Genomic DNA, 22,255 nt, shown 5'->3' with positions numbered 1-22,255 from the left:
GTTGAAAAGACCGTTTAACCGGGCATTACCTCACATTTCGGCGGCGAAGGTATCGTTGCGCCAAGCGGAAAGTTGACAATCCAGCATAAAATCCAATAGTGGATAAAATAGTATACAATTAGGCATGGAGCGAACCGTGCATTCAGCGAGGACGCCATGAGGATCAAGCTCATCAATCCGAATACAACGTCTTCGATGACGGACCTGATCGGCGCTGCTGCCCGTGCGGTAGCAGCGGAGCGCACCGAAATCATAGCAACAACCTCCAAGTCCGGCGCAGCCTCGATCGAGGGCCACTTCGATGAAGCAATGAGCATTGTCGGGTTGATCGACGAAATCCTTGAAGGGCCGCCGGCAGATGCCTATGTGATCGCCTGTTTCGGTGATCCGGGCTTGCTTGCAGCACGCGAGATCACCAATGCGCCCGTCTTTGGCATTGCCGAAGCGGCCATGCACGCCGCCACATTCGTCTCCACCGGGTTCTCCGTCGTGACGACGCTTGAGCGTACCCGCATCATCACCGAACACCTCGTGCGCACATACGGCATGGAGCATCATTGCCGCCGGGTGCGGGCAACGGATGTGCCGGTTCTCGAACTTGAAAACCCGGACTCGAACGCCCGGGCGACGATCCTTGCCGAATGCGAACGGGCTCTGCAGGAGGACCAGTCGTCGGCAATCGTGCTTGGCTGTGCGGGAATGGCCGATCTGGCGAGTTATCTCGAAGAACGGCTGCAGGTGCCGGTTATCGATGGTGTCGCGGCAGCTGTAAAATTCGCTGAAGCAATCGTCGGCATGGGCCTGAAGACCTCGAAACGCGGTGATCTCGCCCCGCCGCTGCCGAAGATCTATCGTGGAAAACTCTCCGGCTATGGCGCTGCGACCGGAATGGCTCAGCGCGGCGACGTCCTCCGGGCCAGCTGAATCGCCAAGCGCCGCCCGTTTCAGTTGACCGGCTTGAAAAGCGTGGAGAAATCCACACGCAGGGGCTGATCGGCCAACTCGATCTGCGCTTCGATATGGCGCAAATGGTGTTCCATAACCCGCGCCGCGGCCGCTCCATCCCTGCGCTTCAATGCGTCAATGATATCGCTATGTTCGCTTTGGGAACACGGCACGGCGCCGGGCGATTCATAGAGTGCGATGATCAGGGAGGTGCGCGATACCAGTTCCTGCACGAACCCGCGCATCACGGCGTTGCCGGCAAGGGTCGCCAGTTCCAGGTGGAAATCCCCGGACAGCTGAAGCCGGCGTTTCCGGTCGGTGCGGGCGAGTGCGTCGGCTTCCTCCGCCAAGAGGCTGGCCAGCCTGCCAATTTCGTCATCGGTGACGGTTGCCGCGAGCTTGGCCACAAGAATGCATTCGACGCCGCGCCGCGCCTCAAAGACCTGCCGGGCTTCCTCTATCGAGGGTTTTGCGACAAAGGCGCCCTTGTTGGGGATGAGGTCGACGAGCTTTTCGTGCGCGAGGCGCTGAAGCACCTTGCGGATGATCGTGCGGCTGACGCCGAAAGCTGTCGCCAACGCGTCTTCCTGCAACGGCATTGCCGGCCGGATCTGATGATTGATAATGGCGGCGTAAATCTCGCCGTGAATGCGTTCGTCGGTCTGGCCAGTGCGCTTGCGCGCGGCTGTCGGACGGCTTGGCTTGTCGGCACTCTCAGCCGTTTTCGGCACGCTTGGCATGATGATGTTCCACACACGATCCCTCGCCCAGCCTTGGTACGAATGACCACCGCCGATCTGTTTGATGGCTTGGCGATCGCCGGCGCGGCGGAAGGTATAATCGTGATGGCGCAAACTGAAAACGAATACAAGCCTTGTACCGCACTCAACCCCACCGAATGTATACAGAAGGGGTCGAACGCGAAAATCGGCATCGGCAGGGACGCCGGCGTTAACTGCCAGAGGCTGGATCGATCCTGCGGTAGCTCGACGAAAAGATTTCCTCGGCCGGCGGGTGGTTGAACGTGCGCAGCGGATATTTGGCAACGACGCCTTCGAATTGCTCCTGCGCGCGCTTCCGGTAGGCGCGATCATCGACGCCGGGAATGACGCCATTCTCCATGACGAAGCGGCCGCCGATCATCACCGTCTGTACGGACTGCGCCGAAGCATTCAGCATCAAGGTCTGAATCGGATCGATGGTCTGCCCCATGAATGGATCATCGAAATCGACGACGATCAGGTCGGCGGCGGATCCAGCCTGCAACCGGCCGAGATCAGGACGGTTGAGCGCATCGGCGCCGCCAAGGGTCGCGGCGTCATAAAAATCCTCGGAACGGCAACCTTCCGTTCCACCTTCCTCGATGCGGCAGAGCATCATGCCGACCTGCATGTTGAGGAACATATCCGGCGGATAGGTGTCGGTGCCGAGACCAATGCGAATGCCCATGTCGCGGTACTTGCGGAACGACTGCAGCGCATTGCCATGTCGCGCCGAGACCAGCGGGCAATGGACGATCGTGCCGCCGCCGTCGCGCAGGATTTCGAGGTCCCTGCCCGGCCGGTCGATGCCGTTGCGGCCGCTGACATGGGTGCCATGCGGCAGGATAGCGCGCGGCGACAGGAAACCGAGACTCTCGAGCCATTCGGCCGGGCTCATGCCGCGCAGCTTCAATACACTCTGGTATTCGAACGGAGACTGGCAGCAGTGCAGCCGGATCGGCACATCGAGTTCTTCCGCAAAGGCGGCCGATCGCTTGAGCAGGTCGGGAGTACAGGTCTCGATGCGATCCGGCGCCAGCATGGTCCGGACCAGGCCGTTCGCTTGCGCCTCGAATGTCCGGCAAAACGCTGCGGCATCGGCAAGGCCCTTGAAGCCACGATCCTCGTCGAAATGAAAGTCGATGGTACCGTCGCGGCGCACCAGCGAATTGCCGGAACGATAGGCCGGCCCAAGATAGACACGCAGGCCGAGATCGCGAGCGGCCTGTGCCGCTGCGGTAAACTCACCAACCGTCTCGCCCCATTGGCGGTAGAACAACGAGGCGATGGGCAGTGCCGTGGTGATGCCTGAGCGGATCAGGCGCGAGAAGGCATAGCGCTTTTGGAATGCCAGTTCCTCTTCGGAATACATTTCGAAGGGGCCGCTTTCCATGTAAGTATCCGGCCAGATGCGGCCTTTCTTCACCGCCGGCTGATTATCGAACCCGAGTACCGTCGTGTCGAGGTCCGAGAGGGCATCGAGATCAACGAAGCCTGGGCCGATCAGTGCATTGCCATAGTCGATGCGGCGGGCAACCGGGCCTTCATAACCATGGCCGACGAACAATACGCGGTCGCCGGAAACGACAACCTCGCCATTTGGGTAAAGGCAGTGACGGCCATCGGCGTGGCCAACGATCCAGCGGGCGGTGAGAAGCAGCGTTTCGGTCATTTCAAATTCTCATTCGACAGTGAAAAGGGCCTGGCCATCACGGGCGATCGGATTGCCGCGCTTGAGCACAAGTTTGCGTTTTGGACGGGCGGCGACCGCCTCGGCCACGGTTTCGGCATCGATCAGCACGATGTCGGCAAAGGCACCTTCGTGCAGGCCGTAGCTTTCAAGCTCCATCACATCGGCGCCGCCCTGAGTGCAGATTTGAAGCGCATATTCGACGTCGGCGTCGTGGCGGAAATTGTTGCGCAGGCCGATGAACAGCGCACGTTCCAGCATGTCGAGATTGCCGTAAGGACCCCAGGTATCCCGGATGCCGTCTGAGCCGGCGCAGAGACGGACACCGGCGGCGCGCATTTCGGCGGCCGCGGGCACGGCGCGTGACGCTGGGGCTGTGGTGGCAATGGCAATGTCTTCGCGCGCCAACTGTTCGGTAAGGGAGGCTGCCCGAGCCCGATTTGCCATGCCGAGGCAGAACGCATGGCTGATCGTGACCTTGCCGGGCATGCCGAGCGCGCGGGTCCGTTCGATGATCATCTCCATCGAAAAAGCACCGAGATCGTCCGCTTCATGCAGATGGATGTCGATCGGTTTGCCATGCTTCTGGGCAAGGCCGAAGATCGCATCGAGCTGGCCTTTCGGATCGCGGTCAATGCCGCATGGATCAAGGCCTCCAACGACGTCCGCGCCATTGGCAAGCGCCTCGTCCATCAGCTCCAGCGTGCCGGGCCGGATCATCAGGCCTGATTGCGGGAAAGCAACGATCTCGATGTCCATCACATCGCGAAAACGCTGCCGCGTTGCCGAAACACCTTCGAAGCACCAGAGCTTCTGGTCGGTATCGATATCGACATGGCTGCGGATGGCTGTCGTGCCGTGGGAGGCAGCGAGAGCCACCTGCCGCGCCGACTGGCGGGCAGGGTCGATGTTCCATTCGCGGCGCAGGCGGCGCTCGGTGGAAATCTTGTCTTCCAGCGTAGGCCCGGCCTGATGCACTTGCCAACCCATACCCCACAACGACTTGTCGAGATGCGCATGTGCCTCGATCAGGCCGGGAATAGCGATCGCTCCGCCGCCATCCTCGATTGCGACCGTACCAGCGTCGCCAAGGCCGATCCGGGCAATGCGGCCATCCCGGATGAGGATGTCGGTCACGGCGCCGCCGAAGGGCCTGACGTTCTTGAGAAGAAGTTCTGTCATGTCTGCACCGCTCGTCTGTTTCACCTACGTCATGCCGGAGCCGGGCGTCCGGCGCGATTTTTCAGGCGTTTGCCTTTTCCGGCTTTGGCTCGCCGTAACCGGCAGCTTCCTCGTGATGTAAGAGCTCGGCCGGGCGTTTGAGCACGAACTGATTGTCGGCAACGATATAGTTGTCGGCATGCAGACGGGCGATCGGCTGATAGACCTCCGGGCGGACATAGTGGCCGCGTTCATCGAGGCATTCGTCGCGCACATACATCTGCACGACTTCGCCGATGACGATGGTTCGGCGTCCATAATCGAGGATTTGCGACACCCGGCACTCCATCGCGCAAGGGGCTTCCTCGATACGGGGGGCCGCCAGTTTGACAGACGGCACGCTGGTCAGTCCGGCAAACTCGATCTCATCAACGTCGCTCGGAAAATTGATGCCGGTCACGATCATTTCCTCGGCAATCGACATATCGACCATGTGGACGACGAACTCGCCCGAGCGCCGGATGTTGGCGACCGTATCCTTGGCCGTTCCATCGGGGCGGGTCTGCATACCAAGGATCAGCAAGGGCGGCTCGTGCGAGAAGACGTTGAAAAAGCTCATCGGCGCGGCATTATTGCAGCCGTGTTCATCAATGGTGGTCACCAGCGCGATGGGACGCGGGCCGACGAAGCTGCATAGCAGCCGGTAGCGATCCTTCTCAGGCAATTCGGTAAAATCGAAATCCATCATACCCTCTCAAGGTGCTGTCTGCGTGGAGTGTTCCATGCCTGCCGGAACGATGGCAGGTCCGCGTCCCTCTTCGGCCGCATGACAGGATACACGCCCACCGTTTGCATAGGCCCGAAGCACCGGAGCTTCGCTGCGGCAACGGTCGTTGGCAAGCGGGCAGCGCGGGTTGAAATGGCAACCCGGCGGCGGACTGATCGGATTGGGCACCTCGCCGGCAGCCGGGGTCCGGTCACGTTTTGACATGCCAAGATCAGGGATCGTGTCGAGCAGCAGCCGCGTATACGGATGCTGCGGATTATTGAAGAGTTCCGCTGCGGGTGCAACCTCGACCAGACGGCCAAGATACATGACGCCGATCCAATCCGACATGAAGTTGACGACAGCCAGATCGTGACTGATGAACAGATAGGTAAGCCCCAGTTCGCGCTGCATCTCGCGCATCAGATTGAGGATCTGCGCCTGGACCGAAACGTCGAGCGCTGATGTCGGCTCGTCGCAGACCAGGAACTCCGGCTTGGTCGAGATGGCGCGGGCGATTGAAATACGCTGGCGCTGGCCGCCGGAGAATTCGTGCGGGAACTTGTCGCCATCCTTGGCATTCAGGCCGACGAATTCAAGCAGGCGATCAACTTCGCGACGTTCCTCCTCGCGGGAGCCACTCAGACCATAGGTGCGTAGCGGCTCGGCAATGATGTCGCGAACCCGCCAGCGCGGGTTGAGGCTGGCATACGGGTCCTGAAAGATCATCTGCATGCGCTGGCGAACGGCAGCAGGGCTCCCGGCAGGCGCGCGGGAAATATCGATGCCATCGAACGTGATGTTGCCGCCAGAGGGCGTGGAGAGCCCCATGATCAACCGCGCCACCGTCGACTTGCCGCAGCCGGATTCGCCGACAAGGCTCAGCGTTTGGCCTCGGGGAATGTCGAGATCAAGGCCGTCTACGGCTTTTACCGACTGCGGCTCCTCCTTCTCGATGAGCCGGTTGAGAAAGGGCTTTGTCATCGCGAAATGCTTCTTCAGCCCCTTCACGGACAAAAGAGTGCGATTGTCTGCGGTTTTCAAACTTGTCGGCATGGCGTTCATTGCGTCACCCCTTCGTAGAGCAGACAGGCGGCCGCACCATCGGCGATCTGCCGCAGTTCGGGCCGGATTATGATGACAATTGGCAAAAACCTTCGGACAGCGCGGATTGAAGGCGCAGCCTTTCGGAATATCGGTCAGGCGCGGCATCGACCCTTCGATCTGGATCAGCCGGTCCGGCCGTGGCCCGATACGCGGGATCGAGCCCATCAAACCCGCTGTATACGGATGGCTCGGCTTTTGCAGTACCTGCGCAACCGGCCCGATTTCGGCCAGACGCCCGGCATACATCACGGCAACGCGATCTGCCGTTTCGGCAATCACGCCCATGTCGTGGGTCACCAGGATCACCGCCGCATTGCGCTCGCGGCAGACGCGCTTCAACAGCGCAATGATCTGCGCCTGAACCGAAACGTCAAGCGCGGTCGTCGGCTCATCGGCGATGATCAGACGCGGCTCGGCACAAAGCGCAAGCGCAATGACGACGCGCTGGCGCATGCCGCCGGAGAACTGATGCGGATACTGGTCGAAGCGCTTGTCGGGAGCTGGAATCCCCACTTCCGCCAACCACTCGATGGCACGTTTGCGTGCATCGGCCGCAGACATCGGCAGGTGCGTCCGGATGGTTTCGACCAACTGCTCGCCAACAGTAAACAGCGGGTTGAGGCTGGTCAGCGGATCCTGAAAGATCGCACCGATATGGCGCCCGCGAACCTTGCGCATCTCGCTTGGCGGCAGATTGTCGATGCGTTTGCCGTCGAGGCGGATCTGGCCGCCGCCGATCCGGCCGGGTGGCTCGAGCAGGCCGATGACAGCAGCGCCGGTCATCGACTTTCCAGCACCCGACTCGCCGACCACACCGAGGATTTCTCCCTGTTCGACAGAGAAGGAGACGCTGTCGACGGCGGTCAGGACACCCTTGCGCGTGGGGAATTCGACCTTGAGATTTTCGACTTCAAGCAGAGCCATGGGATCACCTCAGTTTCGGATTGAGCGCATCGCGCAGCCAGTCACCGATCAGGTTGACCGCAAGCACGAGTACGGCGAGCGTCGCCGACGGAAAGATCACCACCCACCAGATGCCCGAGAACAGATATTCGTTGCCGACGCGGATCAGGGTGCCGAGTGACGGCTGGGTCGCTGGCATGCCGACGCCGAGGAACGACAGCGTCGCCTCCGTGAGCACCGCCATGCCGAGGTTGATGGTGGCCAGTACCAGAACCGGGCCAAGCACATTGGGCATGATATGGGTGAGCATGATCCGCAGCGGGCCGACACCAATGGTACGAGCCGCCTGAACATATTCCCGCTGGCGCTCGACGAGTGTCGAACCGCGCACCGTGCGCGCGTACTGCACCCAGTTCGTCAATCCGATCGACAGAACGAGAACGACAATTGCCGCGCTATCCTGCTGGTTGGCCGGGAGGATGCCACGCATGACACCGTTGATGAGGAGAGCGACGAGGATCGCCGGGAAGCTCAACAGCACATCGGCGATGCGCATGATGATCGCATCGGCAATGCCGCCGACGAAACCGCCGACAAGACCGAGGAACACGCCGAGGACGGCCGCCAGGATCACGCTGGCGAAACCGACCAGCAGTGAGATACGCAAGCCGTAAAGCAGAGAAGACAAGACATCGCGTGCCTGCGTATCCGTCCCAAGCAGGTAGGCGGGATTGCCGCCTTCCTGCCAGGATGGTGGCAGTTCGCTGTCGAGCAGATTCAACCCGGCGATATCGAAGGGGTTATGGGGCGAAATCACAGGCGCAAAGACTGCCAAGAAAACCAGCAATGCCAGCGCGATCGAGGCGATTACCGTCGTCTTGGAGCGGCGGAAACTATAGAACAGGTCGCTGTCGGCAAAGCTGCGCAGCCGCCCGGTGAAGGATGTGTCACTCATGGCCATGTCTCCTTCAGGCGCCACGTCCGCTCGCCCTGGTCGGGTCGGCGCGGAGGCGTGGGTCAATGACGTTGTAGAGAAGATCGACGCTGGTATTGATGATGACGAAGATCAGCGAGACCATGACGAGATATGCCGCCATCACCGGCACGTCGGTAAAGTTGACTGCCTGGATGAACAGCGCGCCCATGCCCGGCCACTGGAAGACCGTTTCGGTGATGATAGCAAAGGCAATGAGGCCGCCGAGCTGGAGCCCGAAGATGGTGACCACGGGTATGAGGGTGTTCTTCAGCGCATGGCGGAAATGGATCGTCTTGTTGCGCAGTCCGCGCGCCTTGGCAAACTTGATATAGTCGGCGCGCAGCACTTCCATCATCTCGGCCCGCACCAGCCGCATGATCAGCGTCAGCTGGAACAGACAGAGCATAAAGGACGGCAGGATCAGCGCCTTGATACCGCTGAGTGTCAGGAAACCGGTAGACCACCAGCCGATGTCGATGACCTCGCCGCGGCCGAACGATGGCAGCCAGCCGAGCCAAACGGAAAAGATCAGGATCAACAGAATACCGGTGACGAATGTCGGTAGCGAGATCCCGATCAGGGACAGGATCTGCAACCCTTGACTGAGGATCCCGCGCGGCTTCAGCGCGGTGTAGATACCAAGCGGAATACCAAGAACCAGCGACAGGAGCGCTGCCACCAGCACCAGTTCGGCCGTTGCCGGCAGGCGTTCGGCAAGCAAAGCGCTCACGGGACGGCTGTTGCGGTAGGACATGCCGAAGTCGCCCTGGGCTGCATTGGCGACGAACCGTCCGTACTGCATGATCATCGGATCATCCAGATGCAGCCGCTGGCGCACTTCTTCGCGCTGTTCCTGAGTGGCATCCTGCGACACGATATTGTTGACGGGATCGCCCAGGTAGCGAAACATCAGGAAGGCAATGAACGCCACGGCGAGCATGACCATCACGGCCTGAAAAAGACGGCGAACGAGGAATACAAACATCGACCCAACTCCCTTGGGATCACTCGGCGCCGCGTCTGCGCGGCCCGGCCAGTCGTGGACGGGTCCCCGCCTGAGTTACAAGCGGAGACCCGTTCGACTACTTGATACGGGCGTACCAGAGGCGCAGCAGATCGTCGGGGGTCTGAACCACCTCGACATTGTCACGCACGGCCCAGGACAGCGGCTGCTGGTGCAATGGCAGCCACGCCACTTCCTCTTCGGAGATAGCGAAGGCTTCCGCCATCATCTGGCGCCGCTTGGCCTCGTCGAGTTCAACATCGATCTTCTTCGTGAGTTCATCGACCTTGGCATTCTTGTAGCCGCCCGGGTTCCAGGTGCCGAGCTTGCCTTCCGGCGAATGCAACATGGCGGAAAGCACGCTGAAGCCGTCGAGCATCGGCAAAGTCGCCCAGCCGAGCATGAACATGTCCGCCTGGCCTTCCTGCGCCTTCTTGAAGTGCAGCGTGCGGCCTTCCGTGACAAGCTTGGCATTAAGGCCGACCTGAGCCAGCATCGCCGTCATTGCCTGGCAGACTTCCTCGTCGTTGACATAGGCATCGTTGGGGCAGTTCATGTTGAACTGGAAGCCATCCGGATAACCTGCCTCTGCCAGCAGCGCCTTGGCGGCAGCCGTGTCATAGGGAAAACGCTGGTTGAGCTTCTCGTCAAAGCCCGGCACTTCCGGAGCAACCAGCATGCCGGCGTTACGGGATTTGCCGCGCATGATCTTGTCGCGCACCAGGTCCATGTTGATAGCCAGATAGACGGCCTTGCGAACGCGGGCATCCTTGAACGGATTGCCCTCGACATTGCCGTCAGCCAACTTGTCGCGCATGTTGAAATTCATCATGATCGTGCGCAGGCCGGGCGATTCCAGCACCTTGGTGCCCGGCGAACCGGCGATACGCTTGGCATCCTGCAGTGGCGACGGGGTGATGACATCGACCTCACCGGAGAGCAATGCCGCGACACGGGTTGCATCCGAACTGATCGGCGTATGGACGATCTTCGTCAGGTTGTGTTCCGGCTTGTCCCACCAGCCTTCATTGGCAGTCAGCACGGTCTGCGCATCCGGGCGGCGGCTCTCGAGCTTGAAGGGACCAGTGCCGTTGGCATGGGTGGTCGTGTAGCCTTCCTCACCGACTTCGGCATTGACCGGCTTGACGCCGTTGTTCTTCTCAAGCCACTGCGCATCAAAGATCGCGATGTTGGTCAGATAGTTGTTAAGCAGTGGCGTTGGGCCGCTGAGATGCAATTCGACAGTGTAATCATCGATCTTTTCGACGGACTTGAGTGCCGGCAGGTTGCCCTTGATCGGCGACTTGTCGTCGGTGGCGCGCATCAGCGACATGACGACGTCATCAGCCGTGAAATCCGAGCCGTCGTGGAATTTGACGCCCTGGCGAAGCTTGTAGCGGATCACGTCCGGCTTGACGATTTCCCAGGATGTAGCCAGAGCCGGCTCGATCTTCAGTTCCCTGTTGTAGCGCACCAGCGGTTCGTAGATGTGCATCAGGAAATTGATCGAAAAGCTGTCCGTGGTGGATTGCGGATCAAGCCCGTAGATATCGCCAGCCGAGGCGTAGCGGAGCGTATGCTCGGCAGCAAACGCCGGGGCGCTGAACTGAACTAGGAACGCCGTGGATGCGGCGAGCAGCAACTTCCTCATGTAAATTCCTCCCAATGTCGGAGCGCGGTCATCTCGTCACGCCTGTTCCTCCGGCGGCGGATATCGCTCCTGCCTTTATTGCTGACATTCGATAATAAAATTGTCAACAATGTTTGTTGACAAAAATGTTGACACGGTTCGTGTTTCAGTCGATGACTTGCAGACACAATTTTCAGTAGCAGCTTGGGAGGGATGCTGGATGGATATGGAAGCCGGGAAACGGCCCGCGACGGATCAGGAGATTTACCAGAGGCTGTGGAACGCCATAGCCGAGCGGCAGATCAGCCCCGGTACGCGGCTGAAAGAGGAGCAGCTTTCGGAAATCTTCTCCGCAAGCCGGGCGCGCATTCGCCAGGTGCTGCAGAACCTTGCCCGCGACGGACTGATTACGCTCGTTCCTAACCGGGGAGCCTTTGTGTCCAAACCTTCCATCGAAGAGGCGCGCGACGTCTTCTTCGCCCGCCGCACCATCGAGGAGCGGCTGGTCGAAAGATTATGCGTCACCATCGACGCTGCCGGGATCAACAAGCTTCGCGATCATGTCGAGGAAGAACGCAACGCGCATGCGAATGCCGATGTTGCCTCTGCGATCCGGCTCTCCGGGGCGTTTCATCTGATGATTGCGGAACTCGCGCAGTCACAAATCCTGACGGACCTTTTGCGCGACCTCATCTCCCGGACGTCGCTGATCATGGCGATGTACCAGCAGAAAGACGTCCACAATTGCGGCCCCGACGAGCACAATGCGATCGTTGATTGCATCGTCGCCCGCGACGCCAAGCAGGCGCTTGCCGTCATGCATCACCATCTCGCTCATATCGAAAACCAGCTCGATCTGGAAACCGACCGCGTCGTCACCCGGGATCTGGAAGACATTCTCGGTTTTTGATCCGCGCCCGTACCATCATCTGAAAGGCAAGACCATGGAACAGCCGGACATCCTGCTGCGAAACGTAACCGCCGTGACTGTCGATGAGGATCGACGCGTCATCGACCGCGCCTGGATCGCAGTCAAGGGCGATCGTATTTCCGGATTGGGAAGCGAGGCCAGCGAAGCGCCACCGGAAGGCGCAAGGCAGGTGATCGATGGCTCGGGCATGATCGCCATGCCCGGCCTGATCGACAGTCACTCCCACGCCGGACACGGCCTGGTCCGGTCAGCGGGTTCGGGTGATGTCGACCGATGGTTCGAGGTCTGCGAGGAAATTTATGCACGCGGCTCGACTACCGCGTTCTGGCGCGCCGAAGCTCGCCTGACGTTGCTGGAGCGGCTGCAGGGCGGCGTCACCACGGCGATGACCCTGCTGGGCGGCGGCGCCGACATCATGCGCACCGACGACCCTGCCTTCGGCGATGCCCATTGCAACGCAACGGTCGAGTCCGGCCTGCGCACGATCCTCGCAGTCGGCCCCGGCCGTCCTCCCTACCCGCGCACTTACCGGCGTTTCGGTGACGATGGCCAAAGCCATGACGCGCCGGTTTCCTTCGAACGTCAGCTGGAGGTTTGCGAGACCCTTATCGATCGCTGGGACGACGTACTCGAACGGAGGACCGGTGTGTCGCTGACAATGCCGGTCTATTACGCCAAGGATGTTGGCGACGTAGAAAGCCTACGCCACGTCCGGGAGATGGGCGACGCCGTCATGGCCTTGCGTCAGCGCAAGAATGTCCTCTTCACCCAGGACGGACATCGTGACGGTTCGATCGCACTTGCGCGCGACCTTGGCGTGCTCAGCCGGTTTGCACTCTTGGGTCACAGCGTTGATCTGACACCGGAAGATTTCGAGGCACTGAAGGAAACCGGTGCGTCGATCATCCATAACCCCAGCGCCATTATGTCCATCTATGGCCGCTGCCCCGTTCCCGAACTGATCGACGCCGGCATTACGGTCTGCCTCGGCTCGGACGCCGCCGCGCCGGATCGGGGCTACGATATGTTCCGCCACATGGCGCAATGCATGCACTATCACCGCCGTCACTTCCGCGATCCTGACTATATGCCGCCCGGCAAGACCCTCGAGATGGCGACCATCGATGCAGCGCGCGCGCTCGGTTTGGATAAGGATCTCGGTTCGCTGGAGACAGGCAAGAAGGCCGATATCGTGCTGGTGGATGCACGAAAGGCGCACATGTATCCGCCTGGAATGCCGGTTACCCGGCTCGCCCATTTCGCCAATGCCGCCGATGTCGACACCGTCATCGTCAACGGCAAGGTACTGATGCGCGGCCGCCAGATTCCGCATCTCGACATCCCGCAAATCCTCGATGAGGCCGCGCACGAGCAGGCATTGGCTTTCGAGCGCGTGGGCATGACGCAACTCTGGTCTGAGCCGGCATCCTACTGGCGCACAAGCCGGCGGGTAGTCGATACGCCTTGAGCGTCATATGTGAGCTGGCCGGAATGACTGACCCGCCTGACACAACGAGCGGCGGTGGCTATATTCCACCGTCGATCATCGCATACCCGGTGTGGCTGTACTTCCGTTTTTCGCTGGGCTTGCGCATGACAGGGGAGATGTTGATGGAGCGTGGCATTGCCGTTTCCTACGAAGCCATCCGAGCTGGCCAGAAAGTTCGGTCCGGATTATGCCGATCGCTCGCTGTACAAAAGTGCATAGGCAAACGATATCTGGCATCTCGCCGAGCTGGTCATTTCCATCAACTGCAAGAAGCACTGGCCATGGCATGCTGCCGGCCAGGACGGTTATGTTCTCTACAAAATTGTCCAGAGCCGATCCGGAAAGAACCTTTCCACCTGTTCCTCGGTTGTGCCTGGCTGCCTATCGCATGCTTTTCTGCAAATCCGCTTCATCGGCAAGAATGGCGGCGGCCTCGTTGAGCAAAACATCTTTTACGTTCTTGCGGGCATTTTCGATCGCGATATCAGCGCTCAGGCTGCGCTCGTTTGCCTCCAGGCCGTCATCCTCGCCAAGATCCACCCCATCGTTTGTTTGCGCACGCGCTTTTTGACGAGATGCTTGAGCAGCCAGCTCATTTCGGCGCTCGGTAAGATTGAGAGAGACTGCCCCTTTTTCGCGCTGCGCTTTCAATTCGGCAATGTCTTCCACAAAGCGCTGGAAATCCCGATCATTTCCCACCCGGGCATCATGGCGGCTTTGCAGTTGCGGCAGCAAAGCCGTCAAGTTGCCGGCAGGCGCGTAGTTTGCAGGCTTGATCTGTATCCACGGCAGAGCATTGTCGTAGCTCGCTTCACCAAAACTCTTCGGGTCCGAAAGGCCCGGAAGGCTGATATCAGGCGTCACGCCGCGCAACTGTGTCGTCCCGCCGTTCACGCGGAAAAACTGCGCAATCGTCAATTTCAGCTCGCCGAATTTCGGCTTGATGTTGTGGGCCGCCTTGTCAAGATTGACCACCGTCTGCACGGTGCCTTTGCCAAAACTGGGTTCGCCGACAATCACACCACGGCCGTAGTCCTGTATCGCTGCGGCAAAGATCTCGGAGGCGGATGCGGAGCCGCGATTGATCAAAACACCAACCGGACCGGTCCATGCAGGTGTGGCAAGATCACCTCTCCCGACCTCAACTTTACCGTCGGCGCCACGTTGCTGAACCACCGGGCCTTTGCCGACGAACAGTCCCGTCAGTTCGATCGCCTCGCTCAACGACCCGCCACCGTTGTTGCGCAAATCGATCACAACGCCGTCGGCATCGTCCTGTTTCAGGTCTCCAAGAAGTTTGGCGACATCGCGGCTGGCGCTTTTGTAATCCGGGTCGCCTTTCTGCCGCGCTTCGAAGTCTTCGTAAAACACCGGAAGCGTAATCACTCCGATTTTGCGCGTTGCGTCGCCATCCTTTACTGCCAAGATGGTCTTCCTGGCAGCTTGCTTTTCGAGGCTTATCTTATCGCGCGTCAGGCTGATAACGCGGTGGCTGCCATCCGGCCCGGCGTCTGCTGGCAAGATGTCCAATCGTACGACGGAGTTTTTCTTCCCCCGTATTAGTTGCACGATTTCATCAAGGCGCGTGCCCAGCACTTCCTTTATCGGGCCATCCTTGCCCTGACCGACACCTGTAATGCGGTCTCCGACCGCAAGCTTGCCGGACAATTGTGCCGGCCCACCCGGCACGAGTTCACGGATGGTCGTGTAGTCATCGCGTTCCTGCAAGACCGCACCGATCCCCACCAGCGAAAGCTTCATGGAAATGTCGAACTCAGCCGCGGCCCTTGCGCCGAAATAGTCCGTGTGCGGGTCCACCGACGTCGTATAGGCATCCATGAATGCCTGGAAAACGTCCTCGCTCTTGTACTTGAAAGCGCGATCGAGGGAGTTTTGATAGCGTTTAGCGAGCGTATCGCGAATAACCGCGTCCGTCTTACCTGCCAGTTTTAGCCGCAGCCAGTCGCCTTTGACGCGTTTGCGCCAGAGGTCATCGCTTTCGGCTTGAGATCGCGGCCAGGGGGCTTCATCGCGCACCAAGGAATAGGATTCCTTCACACCGAAATCGAAGTTCTGGGTGAGCAAGCTGCGCGCGTACTCCATGCGGCCGGCAACACGCTGCTCATACACATTGAAAATTGAAAACGGAATCCGCAGATCCTCCCGTTTAATCGCATCGTCAATCTTTGTGCTGTCAGCCGTGAACGTATCGATGTCCGCCTGTAGGAACAGCATCCGGTCCGGATCCAGGGACTTGATGAACCGAGTCATGATCTTGACCGACAGGGCATCATCGAGCGGAACCGGCCTGTAGCCGAACCGCGTCAGAAATTGCGCACTAAAACGAGCGGCTTGCGCCTGCTGCTGCAGTGGAGCCAGGACGGGCGGCGATCCGGCTTCCAGAGCATATGCGGATGGCGCGATTGCCAGGAACAGACCGAGCAAGCCGTAGTGTATACGCATTCAGCTTCCAATTCTTAACGTCGTGCCGTTTGATGAATGATGGTGGTGGACCAATTATGGCTCTTTGGCAACCAGAGGAATGCGCTGCCTCGATGTGCCGAGCCTGTCCATTATCAACCCCGCCAGGAATGGCCGGTCACCCGGCTCGCCCATTTCGCCAATACCGCCGATATTGATACCGTCATCGTCAACGGCAAGGTACTGATGCGCGGCCGCCAGATTCCGCATCTCGACATCACCCAGATCCTCGATGAGGCCGCGCGGCAAAATTTGCGGTAGCGCGCCGCTTTACCCGTGCCGGAGCCTTACCCTCTGCGCTTCGGGATGATGAGCGGCGTGTTTGCGACGGGATCAGGAATGATCATGCACGGGAGGCCGAAAACGTCCTCGACCAGTTGTTCAGTCATGATGGCTGCTGGCGGACCGTGTGCAGCGATACCGCCGCCCTTCATGGCGATGATGTTGGTGGCATAGCGGCACGCATGGTTGAGATCGTGCAACACGGCGACGATGGTGCGGCCCTCAGCATTCAGGTCCTGGCAGAGATCGAGCAGCTCGATCTGATGGGCGATATCGAGGAAGGTGGTGGGCTCATCAAGGAGAAGCAGCGGCGTCTGCTGGGCGAGGACCATCGCCACCCAGACCCTTTGACGCTGGCCACCGGAAAGTTCGTCAACGAGACGGCCGGAAAGCTCCATCGTCTGTGTCGCCGCCATTGCCGCGGCGACGGCCGCCTCGTCTTCGTGTGACCATTGCCGGAAGAAGGATTGATGCGGATAGCGGCCGCGGGCGACGAGATCGGCGACGCGGATGCCATCGGGGGCGGCCGAGGTCTGCGGCAACAGGCCGACAGTGCGCGCCACCTGCTTGGCGGGGTAGCCGGCAATGGTCTTGCCATCCAGAATAACCGTGCCGGCCGAGGGGATAAGCAACCGTGAGAGGGCGCGCAGCAAGGTGGATTTGCCGCAGGCATTGGGGCCGACGATGACGGTGAAGGAGCCGTTGGGAATGGCGACAGACAAGTCTTGGGCGATGATGCGTTGATTATAGCGCAGCGTAACGTTTTGAGCCTGAAGCCTTTTGCTTCTGCTGTTGGAACCGTCGGTCATTGCCTTGCCTCACGCAGCAGCAGCCATAAAAAATAGAGCCCGCCGATACTGACCGTCATGACGCCGACGGGCAATTGAACGCCGAACCCATGCTGGGCACCCCAGTCGGCGGCGGTGAGCAGCAGCCCACCGGTCAGCGCTGCCGGGACCAATGCGACGCCGGCTGCACGGACAAGACGCCTGGCGATCTGCGGGGCAGCCAGGGAGACGAATGCGATCGGGCCAGCCGCCGCAGTAACGATCGCTGTCAGCGCGACGCCGCCGATCATCAGCATCAAGCGCAGACGGTTTGCATTGAGGCCGGACGCCATGGCCGCATCGTCGCCAAGTTCCAGCTGCCGCATCGGCCGCGCCAGCACCAGAACAAAAGGGACGATCAGTATGAGCATCAGCAAAACCGGCCAGAATTGCTCAAAGCCCAAACCATTGAGGGAGCCTGCTCCCCAGATGGCCGCTGACATCGCAATCTGAAGGTCGGCCTGGCGGATCATCCAGGCGTTCAGCGCGCCCAGCATCGCCGAGATACCGATGCCAACAACAATCAGCCGGAAGCCCTGCGCACCACCCCGATAGGCCAGGAGATAGACCGCCGCTGCTGTAACGATGCCGCCGGCCAGCGCGCCCGCTGCCGTCGCGTAGTAGCCGCCGGAAAACAACAGGATGACCACAAGCGCACCGGTATAGGAGCCGGCGGAAAACCCGATGATGTCCGGCGATCCCAGCGGGTTGCGGGTCAGCGACTGGAAGATCGCACCGCTCAGGCCAAGAGCAGTCCCCAGCAGAAAGGCAAGCAGCAGGCGCGGCAGCCGCCATTCCACCACGACCATGCGGATATTGTCGTCAGTGGTGCCCAACAAAGCGCGAAAGACATCGACAAGCGGGATCGGAAACTTTCCGCTCGCAAGCGACACAGTGCCAATCACCCCTGCCAGCAACAGCAGGATAGAACCGGCACCAAGGCTGCGCAGATCGGCCCGCATCGAGAGCCGCCCGCCAAACAGCCGGATCGCGGCGACCCTGCGGCCGAAATCGATTGGGCCGGAGCGGGCTACCCGCACAATGACACGATTGCGAAGAACTGGGGATGGATTGTGGTTGGGTTCGGTCATAGGCCGCCGGCCCGCGTGCGCCGGGCAAGCGCGATCAATACCGGCGCGCCGATCAAGGCGGTGACGATACCGGCTTCCAGCTCGCCCGGAAACAGCACCAGCCGGCCGGCGATATCGGCCGCCAGCAGCAGAATAGGCGAGCACAGGATGGTGAAGAGGATGATCCAGCGCTGGTCAGGCCCGGTGAACCATCGAACCACATGCGGCACCATCAGCCCGACAAAGCCGATAGGACCTGCCGCCGCGGTTGCCCCACCGGCAAGCAAGGTGACGGCGATGACCACGAGGATGCGGATTTGCACGAGATTGACCCCGAGCGCACGCGAAGGGTCGTCACCCAGCGCGATGGCGTTGAGCGAAGGCGTGACACAGAGCGAGAGGACCAGCCCGCAGACGATGAACGGCGCCACGGTGGACGCCACATCCATATTGCGCCCGGCAAGCGAGCCGATAGACCACAGCCGCAGACTGTCAAACGCGAGCGGATCAAGCAGCGTGATCGACGAGCCGATGCCGCCGAGCACGGCCGAGAGGGCCACGCCGGACAGAACCAGGCGCACTGGCGTTGCCCCATCGCGTCCGCGCGAGCCGACCGCATAGACCAGCAGCGTCACTGTGATGGCGCCGAGAAACGCGAACCAGAGATGGCTGGAGACCGCATGGAAGCCGAACAGACCGACGGCCAGTGTCACGAAGAAGGCAGCACCGGCATTGACGCCGAGAATGCCGGGATCGGCGAGCGGATTGCGGGTGGCCGCCTGGATCAGCGCACCGGAGACGCCGAAAGCTGCGCCGCACAATAAGCCCAGCAGGGTTCGTGGCAGCCGGTAGTCGCGGATAATGATGTGTTCGGCAGATACCGGATCATAGGCGAACAGGGCATCGAAGGCCGTCGAGAACGCGACGGGGCGCGCGCCGATCAGCAGGCTGATGATGCAAAACACGATCAGAATGGCTGCAGACAGGGCAAGCAGCGCGAGACGCTGCAACCGCAGCTGAGAGGTGCTCGCACCACAAGGCCGGTTAGCCGCCGGCAGTACCGAGGCCGGATGTCCGGCCGGATCGGCCCCTGGCTCCACAACTTGCGTAATCATACGCGCGCCTGCCCCTCGATCCAGTAGCCCACCGCATCGATCCGCGTCTTGTCAAAGCCGAGCCGATCGCGAAAATACTTGCGGCATTCAGAGGCCGCCCGCGCCTCGCCGGCGATGTAGATGTAACCCGGCCCGTCCGGCAGGCTTTCGATCGCCTGGGCAATCTGTGGCAGCTGGGTATAACCATTGCGGCCCTCATTCCGGCCATGGGTCTCGTGCCAGGTGATCGAAACGTCGCCAGCGCTGCCAATCACCTGACGGTCGGCAGCCGACGGTATCTCGACATGCACGATGGCGCGCTGATCTTTGCTCAGCTCTTCCAGAACCCGGCCGACTGCCGGGAGCCCGGTAATATCGGTCATCAGCAGCATCCACGCCGTATCGGCCGGCGGCTCGAAACGGCCTTCTGGATTACAGATGCCGACGATATCGCCAACCTTGGCCCCCATCGCCCAGCTGGCAGCAACGCCGCCTTCGTGCACGACGATATCGATCAGCATCTCGCAAAGATCTGGATTCCAGCGGCGGATCGTATAGGGCCGGTTTGGGCAATGCTGCGAACCATCCGGCCGTCCCCACTCGCCGTTGCCCATCAAAACCGGAAGCGTCACCGGCGTTTCCGGATCCGGCCGCAAGGCAAGTCGGACCCATTCGTCGGGGTGCCCGGTGGAGATCAATCGCTTGCCGCCCTGGACATGCAGAACAACCCGGATCATCGACGGCGTTAGCCGCTTGACGGCAGTCACCTCACAAAAAAATAGTCCTCGCGATAGGGCTCGTGATCGTGTTCGTGGTCATGTGACATCAGCGTTCCTTGCCTGCCCGCTCTGCCGCATCGGCAAGACGCGGCAAGAATCTCGGGAAACCGTAGGGAATAGACAACACGCTCAAGGCCGATGTCGACCATACCGAAACAGGATCCTCCAGCGCGACATAACTGCCGCGGGTGACGGCTCCGAGCCGCATGAACAGGGGTTGCGCCTCGGCCGCAGCGCGCGCGCCTTCGCCGTACCACATGATCAGGATATCGGCATCGAGCCGGTCGACCTGTTCCATGCCAACCGTTACCGAGCCTTGACCGGGATTGTCGGCGGACAGTGCCGCGACGCCCGGGGAAACCTTGAGTCCCAGATCCAACAAGGCGGCAACGCGCGGATCATCCGGCAGATAGACGACGACGCCCGATCCGCCGGCAAAATAGGTCCCGAAGGTGAACGTCTTGCCACGCAGGACCGGCCAGCTACCGCCCATCGCGGTAAGGGACGTCGCTGTCTTCCCGATCATCGCCCTGGCTTCGCTGGTCTTGCCAAGCGCCTGCCCGGTCAGGTCCATCTGTTCCTTCCAGTCGGCCGACCATGGCGCAGTCCGGTAGGCGACGGTCGGCGCGATGCTGGAAAGGCGCTTGTAGGCGAGATCATCGATGCCAGAATAAATACCGAGGATGAGGTCGGGCCGCAGCGCTGCAATCGCCTCGTAATCGATATCACCCTCGAACAGATACGGCCGGGTCGCGCCCAGCAGTTCTTCATTCCAGGGAAAGATGCCGCTCTCGAAAAAACGATAATGCGGCATGCCGACCGGTATCTTGCCAAGCGCCAAAACAGCATCCTCGCTGCTCCAGCCGAGGGTTACGATACGTTGCGGTGGCCGGCTTACGATAGTCGTGCCAAGCGCATGCGTGATCGTGACCGGGTATAAGTCCTGAGCTTCGACTGCCGTTACCAGAAATGCCGCTGCGATGATCAGCGTCACAGACCGGAATAGCCAATTGACGGGTAGCAACAACATCATATGTCTATCGGTTGGAATTGTTCGTAACTCGAGGCGCGCTTACGAGCAGGCGCGCCTCGGCCTTGCATTAAAATTTGAAAGAGAGACTGGCGTTTATCGTCCTCGCCTTGCCATAGGCGCAGCCGAACGCATAACCGCAGTCGGACACGTAGCTGGTGTCCAGGAGATTGTCGATGTTCAGGGTTGCTTTCGTACCCTTGAGCTCCGGCCGGAGATTGCCGAGGTCATAGCTGACGGCAGCATCCACTATGGTGAAGGCGCGGGTCCGCAAAGTATTTGCCCCATCGACGAATTTCGTGCCGGTGTAGCGCACGCCTGCGCCGATATTCAACCCTTCGAGAAGGCCTTGTTGTATTTCGTAGTTGGTCCACAGAGAACCTGCCCAAGGTGCATGCTGTGTGGTCTTTTTCCCTTGGCTATAAGAATCCACCAAATATTCTGCGTCGGTATAGCTTAGTCCTCCGATAACCGTCCAACCATCGATCACTTCGGCCTTTGCTTCGAATTCAACGCCGCGTGCGCGAGTCTCTCCGTCCTGTAGATAGTAACCGATATGGTCGTAATCGTCGGTTAATCCATTCTGCTGGGTAATTTGATAGGCCGATAGCGTAAACAGCGCATTCATTCCCTGCGGCTGGTATTTTACCCCGACCTCATATTGCTGACCAGTCGTCGGCTTGTAGGATTCTCCGTCATATTTGGTCCCCACCTGGGGAAGGAAGGATTCCGAATAGCTGGCATAGGGTGCAACACCATTGTCGAAGACATACGTCAAACCCAGCCGTCCGGTAAACGCCCCATCATCCTGCTGATCCCGGATCATTGTTCCGCCGGCTGTTACCGGCAGTGTCTTATTGTCGATGCTCGACCAATCGTACCGACCACCGGCTGTCAAAATGAAGCGATCCCATTCGATCTGGTCTTGGGCATAGATGCCGACCTGATCCAGTGTGTTGTCCCAGCGCGTAGTAAGCGGAGGACGTGGTGATGTAGCGCTGTAGTCCGGGTTGTAGAGATCGATAGGGGTCGCGGCATAGTCATTGTAACCGTCGTATTTGCGGAGGAAGCGGCGGTAGTCGATGCCGACCAGTGTCGTATGCTGGAGGGCGCCGGTGTCGTAGTTTATCTCGAGATTGTTATCGACCGAGAAAACCGAGTTGTGCTGTGCCCAGTTAAGTTTGGTGCGTCCCACCTTCGAATAGTCCGTCGTCCCATCGGGATTGGGATCGTGTCCCAGGGAGTGGTGTAGCTGGATTTCATAGCCATCGGTGATTTCCGGTAGGGTCGGGTTGCTTAGAACCAACCTGAAGGACACCACCGATGACCG

Annotated in this window: 19 protein-coding genes and 1 pseudogene; 5 read left to right on the top strand and 15 right to left on the bottom strand. The window is 60.2% G+C overall.

Annotation, left to right across the window (positions count from 1 at the left end; translation table 11 throughout):
* Positions 1-156: 156 nt before the first annotated feature.
* Positions 157-924 (top strand): aspartate/glutamate racemase family protein, encoded by a 768-nt coding sequence (locus ASD36_RS17260; protein WP_060511331.1) that lies wholly within the window; start codon positions 157-159, stop codon positions 922-924.
* 20 nt (positions 925-944) lie between these two features.
* On the opposite strand, the gene ASD36_RS17255 is transcribed toward ASD36_RS17260, so the two are convergent.
* The 8 genes from ASD36_RS17255 to ASD36_RS17220 form a co-directional block, all read right to left on the bottom strand.
* The gene (locus tag ASD36_RS17255; RefSeq protein WP_162252463.1) at positions 945-1,685 is read right to left on the bottom strand and encodes a GntR family transcriptional regulator; all 741 of its coding nucleotides are present in this window, start codon (positions 1,683-1,685) and stop codon (positions 945-947) included.
* A gap of 211 nt (positions 1,686-1,896) precedes the next feature.
* Positions 1,897-3,378: an amidohydrolase family protein gene (locus ASD36_RS17250; RefSeq protein ID WP_060511327.1), complete on the bottom strand. Its 1,482-nt coding sequence runs from the start codon at positions 3,376-3,378 to the stop codon at positions 1,897-1,899.
* A gap of 9 nt (positions 3,379-3,387) precedes the next feature.
* Positions 3,388-4,578: an amidohydrolase family protein gene (locus tag ASD36_RS17245; RefSeq protein WP_060511325.1), complete on the bottom strand. Its 1,191-nt coding sequence runs from the start codon at positions 4,576-4,578 to the stop codon at positions 3,388-3,390.
* A gap of 61 nt (positions 4,579-4,639) precedes the next feature.
* Positions 4,640-5,302: a flavin reductase family protein gene (locus ASD36_RS17240; RefSeq protein WP_060503386.1), complete on the bottom strand. Its 663-nt coding sequence runs from the start codon at positions 5,300-5,302 to the stop codon at positions 4,640-4,642.
* 9 nt (positions 5,303-5,311) lie between these two features.
* Positions 5,312-7,354: an ABC transporter ATP-binding protein gene (locus tag ASD36_RS17235; protein ID WP_060511323.1), complete on the bottom strand. Its 2,043-nt coding sequence runs from the start codon at positions 7,352-7,354 to the stop codon at positions 5,312-5,314.
* A 4-nt stretch (positions 7,355-7,358) separates the two neighbouring features.
* The gene (locus tag ASD36_RS17230; protein WP_060503424.1) at positions 7,359-8,288 is read right to left on the bottom strand and encodes an ABC transporter permease; all 930 of its coding nucleotides are present in this window, start codon (positions 8,286-8,288) and stop codon (positions 7,359-7,361) included.
* Positions 8,289-8,301: 13 nt separating this feature from the next.
* On the bottom strand, positions 8,302-9,294 hold the full coding sequence (locus ASD36_RS17225; RefSeq protein ID WP_060503389.1) for an ABC transporter permease: 993 nt from the start codon (positions 9,292-9,294) through the stop codon (positions 8,302-8,304).
* 97 nt (positions 9,295-9,391) lie between these two features.
* Complete coding sequence (locus ASD36_RS17220) at positions 9,392-10,963, bottom strand: ABC transporter substrate-binding protein (RefSeq protein ID WP_060511321.1); 1,572 nt, start codon at positions 10,961-10,963, stop codon at positions 9,392-9,394.
* A 199-nt stretch (positions 10,964-11,162) separates the two neighbouring features.
* Between ASD36_RS17220 and ASD36_RS17215 the strand changes: the two genes are divergently transcribed.
* The 3 genes and pseudogenes from ASD36_RS17215 to ASD36_RS31490 form a co-directional block, all read left to right on the top strand.
* Positions 11,163-11,852, top strand: a complete 690-nt coding sequence (locus tag ASD36_RS17215) for a GntR family transcriptional regulator (RefSeq protein ID WP_060511319.1) — start codon at positions 11,163-11,165, stop codon at positions 11,850-11,852.
* Positions 11,853-11,886: 34 nt separating this feature from the next.
* Positions 11,887-13,341: an amidohydrolase family protein gene (locus ASD36_RS17210; protein WP_060511317.1), complete on the top strand. Its 1,455-nt coding sequence runs from the start codon at positions 11,887-11,889 to the stop codon at positions 13,339-13,341.
* A 23-nt stretch (positions 13,342-13,364) separates the two neighbouring features.
* Positions 13,365-13,523, top strand: a pseudogene (locus ASD36_RS31490) (IS6 family transposase); the annotation flags it as partial.
* A gap of 220 nt (positions 13,524-13,743) precedes the next feature.
* Here the strand turns inward: ASD36_RS31490 and ASD36_RS17205 are convergent.
* On the bottom strand, positions 13,744-15,825 hold the full coding sequence (locus ASD36_RS17205; RefSeq protein ID WP_060511315.1) for a carboxy terminal-processing peptidase: 2,082 nt from the start codon (positions 15,823-15,825) through the stop codon (positions 13,744-13,746).
* A 45-nt stretch (positions 15,826-15,870) separates the two neighbouring features.
* Here ASD36_RS17205 and ASD36_RS31130 point away from each other — a divergent pair, with 45 nt between their 5' ends.
* Positions 15,871-16,104 carry a hypothetical protein gene (locus ASD36_RS31130; protein WP_200954909.1) on the top strand — a complete coding sequence of 78 codons (234 nt, stop codon included), beginning with the start codon at positions 15,871-15,873 and terminating at the stop codon, positions 16,102-16,104.
* A 26-nt stretch (positions 16,105-16,130) separates the two neighbouring features.
* Here the strand turns inward: ASD36_RS31130 and ASD36_RS17195 are convergent, their stop codons facing one another.
* The 6 genes from ASD36_RS17195 to ASD36_RS17170 form a co-directional block, all read right to left on the bottom strand.
* Positions 16,131-16,934 carry an ABC transporter ATP-binding protein gene (locus tag ASD36_RS17195; RefSeq protein WP_060511311.1) on the bottom strand — a complete coding sequence of 268 codons (804 nt, stop codon included), beginning with the start codon at positions 16,932-16,934 and terminating at the stop codon, positions 16,131-16,133.
* Positions 16,931-18,043, bottom strand: a complete 1,113-nt coding sequence (locus ASD36_RS17190) for an iron chelate uptake ABC transporter family permease subunit (RefSeq protein ID WP_082562827.1) — start codon at positions 18,041-18,043, stop codon at positions 16,931-16,933. Before ASD36_RS17190 ends, ASD36_RS17195 begins: the two co-directional genes overlap by 4 nt.
* Complete coding sequence (locus tag ASD36_RS17185) at positions 18,040-19,137, bottom strand: iron chelate uptake ABC transporter family permease subunit (RefSeq protein WP_060511309.1); 1,098 nt, start codon at positions 19,135-19,137, stop codon at positions 18,040-18,042. Before ASD36_RS17185 ends, ASD36_RS17190 begins: the two co-directional genes overlap by 4 nt.
* Positions 19,134-19,883, bottom strand: a complete 750-nt coding sequence (locus ASD36_RS17180) for a siderophore-interacting protein (RefSeq protein ID WP_244489849.1) — start codon at positions 19,881-19,883, stop codon at positions 19,134-19,136. The genes ASD36_RS17185 and ASD36_RS17180 overlap by 4 nt, the downstream gene beginning before the upstream one ends.
* A 58-nt stretch (positions 19,884-19,941) precedes the next feature.
* Complete coding sequence (locus ASD36_RS17175) at positions 19,942-20,928, bottom strand: iron-siderophore ABC transporter substrate-binding protein (RefSeq protein ID WP_244489848.1); 987 nt, start codon at positions 20,926-20,928, stop codon at positions 19,942-19,944.
* 67 nt (positions 20,929-20,995) lie between these two features.
* The coding region (locus ASD36_RS17170) for a TonB-dependent siderophore receptor (protein WP_156393878.1) at positions 20,996-22,255 on the bottom strand (1,260 nt) is incomplete at its 5' end.

It is taken from the genome of Rhizobium sp. Root1334, from assembly GCF_001426665.1.
Classification (GTDB): Bacteria; Pseudomonadota; Alphaproteobacteria; order Rhizobiales; family Rhizobiaceae; genus Pararhizobium.
Note: the sequence above shows the minus strand (reverse complement) of the source record. Positions and strands in the feature narration are given on the sequence as shown.